The organism is Vibrio sp. 2130-1 (assembly GCF_033339515.1).
Genome location: NZ_JAWOUT010000023.1, coordinates 39,612 through 48,897, shown reverse-complemented (window position 1 = coordinate 48,897; position 9,286 = coordinate 39,612). Strand labels below are relative to the sequence as shown.

Here is a 9,286-nt window from a genome sequence, read left to right as displayed (position 1 = left end):
TGTTTTACCGTGGTCAACGTGGCCGATAGTACCAACGTTAACGTGCGGTTTCGTACGTTCAAATTTTTCTTTAGACACGATCGTGTTCCTTCCTAGTTATGATTCGTCGTGATCATTATTGATCGACGACGCGCCAGAAATTGTTATTTTATGCGCCAACGCCCGTTAGCGCAATATTTGGACGCCCTGATCTCGCAAAAAGTCGTAAACTTTTTGCAGTTCAATCGTCAATTAGTAACCACGCTCTGCAATAATTTTATCTGCGAAGTTTTTCGGCACTTCAGCGTACTCGTGAAACTCCATAGAGTAAGACGCACGGCCTTGAGTTGCAGAACGTAGATCAGTTGCGTAACCGAACATTTCGGATAGTGGTACTTGAGCACGGATGATCTTAAGACCAGCCACACCTTCGTCCATGCCTTCAATGATACCGCGACGACGGTTTAGGTCACCAACAACGTCACCCATCCAGTCTTCCGGAGTGGTTACTTCGACATTCATCATAGGTTCTAGAATCACAGGTTGTGCTTCTAGTGCACCTTTCTTGAATGCCATCGAGCCAGCGATCTTAAACGCCATCTCGCTTGAGTCTACATCGTGGTAAGAACCATCAAATAGTGTAGCTTTAATATCTAGTACAGGGTAACCCGCTAGAACACCACTATTCATTTGCTCTTCGATACCTTTCGATACCGAACTGATGTATTCCTTAGGAATCACACCGCCCACGATTTCGTCTACGAATACGAAACCTTCACCAGGCTCAGAAGGCTCAAGTTTGACCCAAACATGACCGTATTGACCACGACCACCTGATTGACGAACAAACTTACCTTCAACTTCCGCTTTACCACGAATGGTTTCACGGTAAGCAACCTGAGGTTTACCAACGTTACAATCAACGCTGAATTCACGCTTCATACGATCAACGATAATGTCTAGGTGAAGTTCACCCATACCTGAGATCAGAGTCTGACCTGATTCGTCGTCCGTTTCCACGCGGAATGATGGATCTTCCGCTGCTAGTTTACCTAGCGCGATAGCCATTTTCTCTTGGTCTGCCTTAGAACGAGGCTCTACAGCAATCTGAATAACTGGTTCAGGGAACTCCATGCGCTCTAGAATCACTTTGTGGTTCTGATCACACAGCGTGTCACCTGTGGTTACGTCTTTCAGACCGATAGCAGCTGCAATATCACCAGCGCGAACTTCTTTCACTTCTTCACGCTTATTCGCATGCATCTGAACGATACGACCGAAACGCTCTTTCTTCTCTTTTACTGAGTTGTAAACAGCGTCACCCGAGTTTACAACACCGGAGTAAACACGCATGAAAGTTAACGTGCCCACGAATGGGTCAGTCGCAATCTTAAACGCTAGCGCAGAGAAAGGTTCGTTGTCGTCAGCATGACGCTCAACTTCATTTTCTCTTTCGTCGACACCTTTAATTGCAGGTACGTCAACTGGCGATGGCAAGAACTCAACTACTGCATCCAGTACCGCTTGAACACCTTTGTTCTTAAACGCACTACCACAAGTAGCCAGTACGATTTCGTTATTTAGTGTGCGAGTACGTAAAGCTTGTTTGAGCTCAGCTTCAGTCAATTCACCTTCTTCAAGGTACTTGTCCATCAGCTCTTCGCTAGCTTCAGCAGCGGATTCAACCATGTGGTTGCGCCACTCTTCAGCAAGTTCAATCATGTCAGCTGGGATGTCTTCGTAAGTAAACGAAGTGCCTTGATCGGCATCATTCCAGTTGATCATTTTCATCTTGATAAGGTCGATGACACCTCTGAACTCATCTTCCGCACCAACGTTCAGCTGGATTGGAACAGGAGTCGCACCAAGACGATTCTTAATTTGGTTCACAACGCGTAGGAAGTCTGCGCCCGCACGGTCCATCTTGTTTACAAATACCAAACGTGGAACGTGGTATTTGTCTGCTTGACGCCATACAGTTTCAGACTGAGGTTCAACACCAGATGAGCCACAGAACACAACCACAGCACCATCAAGTACACGAAGAGAACGCTCTACTTCGATAGTAAAGTCAACGTGTCCAGGGGTATCAATGATGTTTACGCGATGCTCAGGGAACTGTGCTTCCATACCACGCCAGAATGTAGTAGTCGCAGCGGATGTGATAGTGATACCACGCTCCTGCTCCTGCTCCATCCAGTCCATGGTTGCTGCACCATCGTGAACTTCGCCGATTTTGTGAGAAAGGCCAGTGTAGAACAGAATACGCTCAGTTGTGGTTGTTTTTCCTGCATCTACGTGAGCACAGATACCGATATTACGGTAGAGCTCAATAGGAGTTTTACGAGCCACGATTGTATCCTCTTACTAAGGTGTACCTTAGAGTATAGAAAAGTGCTGCGAGAGAACCTCGCAGCACAGAAGGTATTACCAACGGTAATGAGCGAACGCTTTGTTTGCGTCAGCCATGCGGTGAACGTCTTCACGTTTCTTAACCGCAGTACCTTTGTTCTCAGACGCGTCTAGCATTTCAGCAGCTAGGCGTTGAGCCATAGATTTTTCACCACGCTTGCGCGCAGCTTCAACCAACCAACGCATAGCAAGTGCGTTACGGCGAACCGGACGTACTTCTACAGGTACTTGGTAAGTTGAACCACCAACACGGCGAGATTTAACCTCTACCGCTGGGCGAACGTTTTCAAGAGCTTCTTCAAAAATAGCTAAGTGGTCTTTACCAGACTTTTCAGCCATAGCATCTAGTGCAGTGTAAACGATTTTCTCTGCAGTAGATTTTTTACCGTCAACCATTAGGATGTTAACGAATTTTGCCAGCAATTCAGATTTGAATTTTGGATCTGGAAGGATCTTACGCTGACCAATGACGCGACGACGTGGCATGGATTTATCTCCGTTGTCTTCTTCAGGTTTTATCCAAAACTTTTCAGTTTTTTCAAAAAATTAAAAATAATTTAGTGTTTGGCCTTACTTAACGGAATCCATTAAGACTTAGGACGCTTCACACCGTACTTAGAACGACCTTGTTTACGGTCATTTACGCCAGCACAGTCTAGTGCGCCGCGAACAGTGTGGTAACGCACACCTGGAAGGTCTTTAACACGACCACCACGGATTAGAACAACTGAGTGCTCTTGAAGGTTGTGACCTTCACCGCCGATGTACGATGTAACTTCGAAGCCGTTTGTCAGACGTACACGACAAACTTTACGAAGTGCTGAGTTAGGTTTTTTAGGTGTAGTAGTGTAAACACGAGTACATACACCACGTTTTTGTGGGCACGCTTCTAGTGCAGGCACGTTGCTTTTAACAACTTGCTTTGCACGTGGCTTACGTACCAACTGGTTAATAGTTGCCATTAACTAGCTCCTGATTTACTTGAAAGTAAGCTTTGTGAAAAATCTATCCCCAACTGCCAATGCAGTTAGGGACGCAAAATTCTATGCAGCAGTGAGAGGTGTGTCAAGAAATATACGGATCTTTTTTGTTCAATTAGAACAATTCATCCGTAAAGCTTTGTCGACAGCAAATCTTGTTCAATCCCAAGTTAGGGATTTATCCTGTTTTGCTGTTAGTTCAACGAAGCCTGAGTAATTCACAATCGTCAGCGATGGACTGATACGATTTGCAATACCGCGAGCTTGCGCATCGCTCTCTAACACAAATACGCTGCGGTTTTTTAGATGGGAAAATGCTTTATGTTGCGAGTTAGCAGCGTACACTGCATCTTCTATAAGTAAGATGTCATCCTGTTCACTGCATAAGGGCATGGCGTCTTCTAGAGCAGAGACTGTTTTTATGATGTGTAACATAACTTCCTCAAAAAGACAGTAGCTTGCCAGCGTGTTGTAACTTATCTTTGAGCTGTTCTGAGCTTAACGCTTGGGCTTCAATGACTAAATCCGCTTGCGCCAAACCTCGCTGGGTTAACGACTCTGAACACACAAAGACTTGTTCGATGTCGTATAAATCGAAAAGCTTTAACATCGGCGCGTAATCTTTACTCAAAATATTGTTGGGGTCTTGTCCGAGTAGAAGCTGGTATACCCCGTCACCCATGAAAATGACGCTGATATCTTCACAGTAAGCCGACGCGGCTAACAGTGCATCCACACCTTCACGACCAGCTGCACTGCCATGTGGCGCACTACGAAATAGATAAGTTAACTGACTCAAAACTGTACCACTCTGTCTTGGGTTAACATCGCTTCAGCTAGGCTACCTAAGCCTGCTTGTTCAAAACCATCGGCTAGATTGTTCTGAACCAAACCATGTTGATTCGCTTCTTCTTCACTTACAATCCCGCGACGCAAAGCGGCCGCGACACAAGTTTCTAGGCGAACACCATGCTCTTTAGCCAAAGACTGCCACGCCTTATTGAGATCAAATTCATCGTTGGCTGGCACACTCAAAGCAGTACCATTAGTCACACCATCTTGATAAAAGAAGACGCTCACTAGCTGATGGCCTTGCTCTATCAACGCTTTGGCGAACTGATAAGCACTGCGCGCTGACTGGCTGCCATAAACGGGACCATTCACCACTAACGTGTAAGTCAGTTTACTCACCTTTCATCATCCTCGGTTTTACGTTGACGAATGTACAAGTAAACGGTGTGTTTTGAAATATTAAGGCGATCCGCAACACGGTTGATGGCATCTTTAATATCGAAGATACCTTTGTCGTACAACTCCATCACGATCTGGCGATTTTTGGTGTTGTTAGACACGGACTTATCCGCATTGATCTCTTCGATGGTGCGTTCAACAGTTTGGTCCACCAGCTCTTCTACATCACTAGCAAAGTTGACCGAGGAAGCCGCTTCTTTCGCTTCTTGCGTCGGCATGAAAGACTGAAGGACTTGCGAGAAAGGCGCATCCAAGTTGACGTTGATACACAACAAACCAATCACGCGATTTTCGCCATTACGAATGGCGACAGTAATCGACTTCATCAACACGCCACCTTTTGCACGGGTAAAGTACGAACGTGAGAAGTTGCGCTCCGAGCCTTCGATGTCTTTTAGCATCTTAAGCGCTAAATCGGTGATTGGTGAGCCGACTTGGCGCCCCGTGTTTTCACCGTTAGCGATTTTAATTGCAGAGGTATTTAAGTCTTCTAGAGAGTGAAGAACGATTTCACAAAATGGACCTATCAGGCTGGCGATACCATCCACGACCGCCTCATAAGATCTTAAAATGATTTTGTCGTGCTCGGTAAACGGCATCACGTTAACGGATTCCATTTCGAGCAACATCTCCGCGTTTATTGTTTCTGTAGTTGTCATAAGCCTTCGAGCGAAAAATCAACAAATTGGTGTAAGTTTATCAGAAAATTTGAAAAGCAACCTAGCAAACTCACCAACTAGTGACCTAGAACAAAAAAGGCCCGTTAAACGGACCTTTTTCAATAACTTATCGCAGCTTATTGTTATTGCTCTGCGTTGTCGTTCTCAACTTTTAGCAGCTCAACTTCAAATACTAGCGTTGAGTTAGCAGGAATGCTTGGTGTGTCTTGGTCACCGTATGCTAGCTCTGGCGGGATAACGAATTTGAATTTAGAACCCACAGGCATTAGCTGAACACCCTCTGTCCAACCTGGGATTACACGGTTAAGTGGGAACGTTGCAGGTTCACCACGATCGTATGAGCTGTCGAACTGAGTACCGTCGATCAGAGTACCTTTGTAGTGTACTTGAACCGTATCAGTGTCTTTTGGCTTCTCACCTTCAGCTGGTGTCATTACTTGGTATAGAAGACCTGTATCTGTCTTCACTACGCCTTCTTGCTTCTCAAACTCAGCTCGGAAATCATCGCCAGCTTTTTTCGCTTCAGCTGCTTTCTCAGCCGCTTGTGCTTGCATCTTTTCTGCAACGCGCTTGTCTAGAGATTCTAGTGCTGCACGTGTTTCTTCTTCATTCAATTCAGCATTGCCTTTGAAGACGTCTTCGATACCTTTTAGTACCAAATCTTTGTTAAGATTAATGCCGATTTCGCTTGGCTTGTCGATGCTTGTGCTTAGGTAGTTAGCAAATGAAACACCGATTGCGTATGCCGCTTTGTCGTCGTCGGTTTTAAAGTGAACCGCTTTACCGGTTTCTGCTTGAACTTGTTCTGCTTGAGGTGCGGTTTCTGTTTTAGTTTCTTCTTTCTGACAACCTACCGCTAGCATAACTGTTGCAGCAAGTAGCGACACTTTTAAAACTGATTTCATTAAATTCTCCCAATAATGGCTCTGCCATTGGTTGTTGTGCACAAATCTTCTATGAGACTAGTGAAGACAATCGTTATACCAATATACTAGCTATATGTCTTAAGACACAAACCGGATTATTAGATGTGATGCAAAGAATTTTTCATTTATTCCTATATTTAATTGTCATCACCACGTTAAATGGTTGCTTTTTCGCCGAGCGTGAAGTGCAGCGTTGGCCGATAGAACCTCAAGGTGCGACGAGCTTCGCACTTAGCAGAGATGGACGGTTTGCTCTGCTCTATTCTCAACAACGTCATTTGATGTTGTGGGACCTAGAGCAAAATGAACAACTAGCCAACCTGGGTGAACTCGATGCCGATGCCAATGTGGTTTCCCATATCCGCATATCTGACAATGGTCGCTACGCAATTACAGCAAGCCAAATGAACTTCGCAGTTTGGGACCTAGGCTGGACGCAATCCGAAGGCCTTTGGTCTATTTCTGATGCGCTCATTCGCGACGTTGATATCACCAGTAATGGTGAACAAGTTCTGCTTGGGTTATCCAACGGTAAAGCAATTTATGTCAACTTAGTCACCGGGCGTCGCATGGAGTTCCTTGCGCATCGTGAAAAAGTCAATTCCGTGGCCATTTCTCCTAATGGGCGCTTCGCCCTAACCGGAGGTAATGACTATAAAGCGTATCTGTGGGATACCGAAACCGGACAAGTACTACGAACCTTCGAACATGAACAACGAATTGTTCGCGTGGCCCTGCAAAGAGATGGAAAATTAGCAATGACATCTGATGGCGGAAACCAAGCGATTGTTTGGAATTTAAAAACTGGACAAGAAGTCACACAGTTGAGCAGTTGGTCACGCCAATTAATTTTCTCTACCGCACGATTTTCTGACGACGGGACTCAACTAGTCACAGGAAGCCCTTCTGGCCGTGTGTCGATATGGGATACTCAAACCGGAAAACGAATGAGTGGATTTGAAGTGGAGCCCAAAAAAGACACTCGCCCTCCCCGTGCGGTCGTGTATGATGCAGCCTTTGATTCAAAACAACGCGTAATTACTGCTACTTCAGCAGGTATTGCCCAAGCTTGGCAGTTAGAGAACGGATCATGACAGAAAAAATCATTCAGCAATTGGAAGCACGCATTAATGACTTAGAATGTCAGCTTGCGTTCCAAGAACAGACTATTGAAGATCTGAACGGAGCTTTATCGCAGCAACAACTGCAAATTACCAAGATGCTCGATCAGATGAAATATGTGGTAGGTAAAGTAAAAAATATGGACTCGTCGAATTTAGCCGATCCGTCAGAAGAAACCCCACCACCGCATTATTAAAATGCAGGCTCAAATAGCATAAAGCCCAGAACATGTTCTGGGCTTTGTTGTATTAATTACTTAAGAAGGTACTCAAGAGGAAGCTATTCGTCGGCGTAGATTTTAACGCTCAGCTCGCCTTGCGTATTAATGCCTGCTCGGTACATGCCAGAACTGTTCATCGCAAAGTGCATCTCACCTTTAGCATCAATGGCAATCAAACCGCCCTCTCCGCCCATCTGTTTGAGATCACCTTGGATAATGTGTTCACAAGCCGTATGAATATCTTCTTGTAAGTAACGCATACGTGCTGCAACGTCTTCCGCAACACGTTTACGAATAAAGAACTCGCCGACACCCGTAGTGGAAACTGCCACGACGCCATTTTCGGCCACCGTACCACAACCAATAAGAGCCGAATCTCCGACTCGGTTGTATTTCTTATTCGTCACGCCACCCGTACTGGTGGCAGCGGCTAAGTTGCCTTGTTGATCTAACGCTACCGCACCAACCGTACCGTGCTTACGGTCATCTGGGTAACGAGATTCCGACAAAGCAAACAGTCCTTTCTCACGCATAGACAGCAACTGCTCATAACGGCGATCAGTAAAGAAGTAATCTTGCTCGGTATACTCATGGCCTTGCTCAAAAGCAAACTTCTCTGCGCCCTCACCCACCAACAGCACATGATTGCTGTTTCGCATCACGTCACGAGCGAGCTCAATTGGGTTTCTGATATGACGAACCCCAGCGACCGCGCCTGCTGCAAGGTTTCGCCCATCCATCACAGAAGCGTCCATTTCAACCATTTCGTTGTTGGTCAGCACTGAGCCTTTACCCGCATTAAAGTTAGGAGAGTCTTCCAATACTTTCACTGCCGCTACGACGGCATCTAAGGCTTCACCGCCCGTGTCTAGAATTTGATGTCCCGCTTTTACCGCAGCTTCTAAATCCGCCAAGATGGATTGTTGCAGCTCATCGCTCATCTGTTCACGCAAGATGGTGCCCGCACCACCATGAATGGCAATCGAGAAAGGTTTCGTCATCACTTTGTCCAACTGTTATTCCTTGTATGGTTGGCACTACACCTTAGATAAACAAAAAGCGCAAGTTGAAAACTCAACTTGCGCTTTTCAAAGCTTTGCTAGATAAGATTATCTAGTGAAGGCGCTTATGATTAGTGAGAACCACAGCTACCGCCGCCACAGCAGCCGCCTTCTTCTTCGTGATCGTGGTCATGATCGTGACCACCACAACAGCCACCACCTTGGTGGATGTGACCGTGTTCGATCTCTTCTGCTGTTGCTTCACGTGTAGACATAACTTCTACTTCGAAAGTTAGTGTTTGACCAGCTAACATATGGTTACCGTCAACAACCACTTCGTTGCCGTCAACTTCTGTTACTTCAACAGGGATTGGACCTTGGTCAGTGTCAGCTAGGAAGCGCATGCCCACTTCGATTTGCTCAACGCCTTGGAACACGTCCGCAGGAACGCGCTGTACTAGCGCATCGTTGTGCTCACCGTAAGCTTCTTCAGGAGCTACCGTTACTGAGAACTTGTCGCCAGCCACTTTACCTTCAAGTTCTTTTTCAAGACCTGTGATTAGGTTGTTGTGACCGTGAAGGTAATCTAGAGGTGCTTCTGCTGTTGATTGATCAACAACGACACCGTCTTCCATCATTACTTTGTATGCAAGGCTTGCAACAACGTTCTTTTCAATTTTCATACTAACTCCAGGGAGATTAATTGACTTAACCT

12 protein-coding genes are annotated in these 9,286 nt (G+C 45.7%); 2 read left to right on the top strand and 10 right to left on the bottom strand.

Annotation, left to right across the window (positions count from 1 at the left end; translation table 11 throughout):
• Positions 1-231 precede the first annotated feature (231 nt).
• From fusA to fkpA, 8 genes are all read right to left on the bottom strand, one after another.
• A complete protein-coding gene (gene fusA, locus R7Q09_RS22415; protein WP_005382794.1) occupies positions 232-2,331 on the bottom strand; it encodes an elongation factor G in 2,100 nt (699 codons plus the stop codon).
• A gap of 75 nt (positions 2,332-2,406) precedes the next feature.
• A complete protein-coding gene (rpsG, locus tag R7Q09_RS22410; RefSeq protein WP_005382796.1) occupies positions 2,407-2,877 on the bottom strand; it encodes a 30S ribosomal protein S7 in 471 nt (156 codons plus the stop codon).
• Positions 2,878-2,978: 101 nt separating this feature from the next.
• Positions 2,979-3,353 carry a 30S ribosomal protein S12 gene (gene rpsL, locus R7Q09_RS22405; protein WP_004399892.1) on the bottom strand — a complete coding sequence of 125 codons (375 nt, stop codon included), beginning with the start codon at positions 3,351-3,353 and terminating at the stop codon, positions 2,979-2,981.
• 177 nt (positions 3,354-3,530) lie between these two features.
• Positions 3,531-3,806, bottom strand: a complete 276-nt coding sequence (gene tusB / locus R7Q09_RS22400; RefSeq protein WP_005382799.1) for a sulfurtransferase complex subunit TusB — start codon at positions 3,804-3,806, stop codon at positions 3,531-3,533.
• Between the two features lie 7 nt (positions 3,807-3,813).
• A complete protein-coding gene (gene tusC, locus R7Q09_RS22395; protein WP_005382801.1) occupies positions 3,814-4,170 on the bottom strand; it encodes a sulfurtransferase complex subunit TusC in 357 nt (118 codons plus the stop codon).
• Entirely contained in the window at positions 4,167-4,562 is a 396-nt protein-coding gene (gene tusD, locus R7Q09_RS22390) for a sulfurtransferase complex subunit TusD (protein ID WP_017633744.1), read from the bottom strand. Before tusD ends, tusC begins: the two co-directional genes overlap by 4 nt.
• Entirely contained in the window at positions 4,559-5,281 is a 723-nt protein-coding gene (locus tag R7Q09_RS22385) for a transcriptional regulator (protein ID WP_005382804.1), read from the bottom strand. Before R7Q09_RS22385 ends, tusD begins: the two co-directional genes overlap by 4 nt.
• Before the next feature lie 143 nt (positions 5,282-5,424).
• Positions 5,425-6,207 (bottom strand): FKBP-type peptidyl-prolyl cis-trans isomerase, encoded by a 783-nt coding sequence (fkpA, locus tag R7Q09_RS22380; protein ID WP_017821751.1) that lies wholly within the window; start codon positions 6,205-6,207, stop codon positions 5,425-5,427.
• Positions 6,208-6,335: 128 nt separating this feature from the next.
• Between fkpA and R7Q09_RS22375 the strand changes: the two genes are divergently transcribed.
• The gene (locus tag R7Q09_RS22375) at positions 6,336-7,322 is read left to right on the top strand and encodes a WD40 repeat domain-containing protein (RefSeq protein ID WP_017633742.1); all 987 of its coding nucleotides are present in this window, start codon (positions 6,336-6,338) and stop codon (positions 7,320-7,322) included.
• Positions 7,319-7,546: a SlyX family protein gene (locus R7Q09_RS22370; protein ID WP_005381455.1), complete on the top strand. Its 228-nt coding sequence runs from the start codon at positions 7,319-7,321 to the stop codon at positions 7,544-7,546. Before R7Q09_RS22375 ends, R7Q09_RS22370 begins: the two co-directional genes overlap by 4 nt.
• Before the next feature lie 83 nt (positions 7,547-7,629).
• Here the strand turns inward: R7Q09_RS22370 and R7Q09_RS22365 are convergent, their stop codons facing one another.
• On the bottom strand, positions 7,630-8,571 hold the full coding sequence (locus R7Q09_RS22365) for an isoaspartyl peptidase/L-asparaginase family protein (RefSeq protein WP_031812779.1): 942 nt from the start codon (positions 8,569-8,571) through the stop codon (positions 7,630-7,632).
• A gap of 131 nt (positions 8,572-8,702) precedes the next feature.
• Entirely contained in the window at positions 8,703-9,254 is a 552-nt protein-coding gene (slyD, locus tag R7Q09_RS22360) for a peptidylprolyl isomerase (protein WP_005381451.1), read from the bottom strand.
• Positions 9,255-9,286: the final 32 nt, after the last annotated feature.

Excerpts from the sequence above, each read along its gene's own strand:
- rpsG (WP_005382796.1), bottom strand. The coding sequence starts at position 2,877 with ATGCCACGTCGTCGCGTCATTGGTCAGCGTAAGATCCTTCCAGATCCA.
- rpsL (WP_004399892.1), bottom strand. The coding sequence starts at position 3,353 with ATGGCAACTATTAACCAGTTGGTACGTAAGCCACGTGCAAAGCAAGTT.
- tusB (WP_005382799.1), bottom strand. The coding sequence starts at position 3,806 with ATGTTACACATCATAAAAACAGTCTCTGCTCTAGAAGACGCCATGCCC.
- R7Q09_RS22385 (WP_005382804.1), bottom strand. The coding sequence starts at position 5,281 with ATGACAACTACAGAAACAATAAACGCGGAGATGTTGCTCGAAATGGAA.
- fkpA (WP_017821751.1), bottom strand. The coding sequence starts at position 6,207 with ATGAAATCAGTTTTAAAAGTGTCGCTACTTGCTGCAACAGTTATGCTA.
- R7Q09_RS22375 (WP_017633742.1), top strand. The coding sequence starts at position 6,336 with ATGCAAAGAATTTTTCATTTATTCCTATATTTAATTGTCATCACCACG.
- R7Q09_RS22370 (WP_005381455.1), top strand. The coding sequence starts at position 7,319 with ATGACAGAAAAAATCATTCAGCAATTGGAAGCACGCATTAATGACTTA.
- R7Q09_RS22365 (WP_031812779.1), bottom strand. The coding sequence starts at position 8,571 with ATGACGAAACCTTTCTCGATTGCCATTCATGGTGGTGCGGGCACCATC.
- slyD (WP_005381451.1), bottom strand. The coding sequence starts at position 9,254 with ATGAAAATTGAAAAGAACGTTGTTGCAAGCCTTGCATACAAAGTAATG.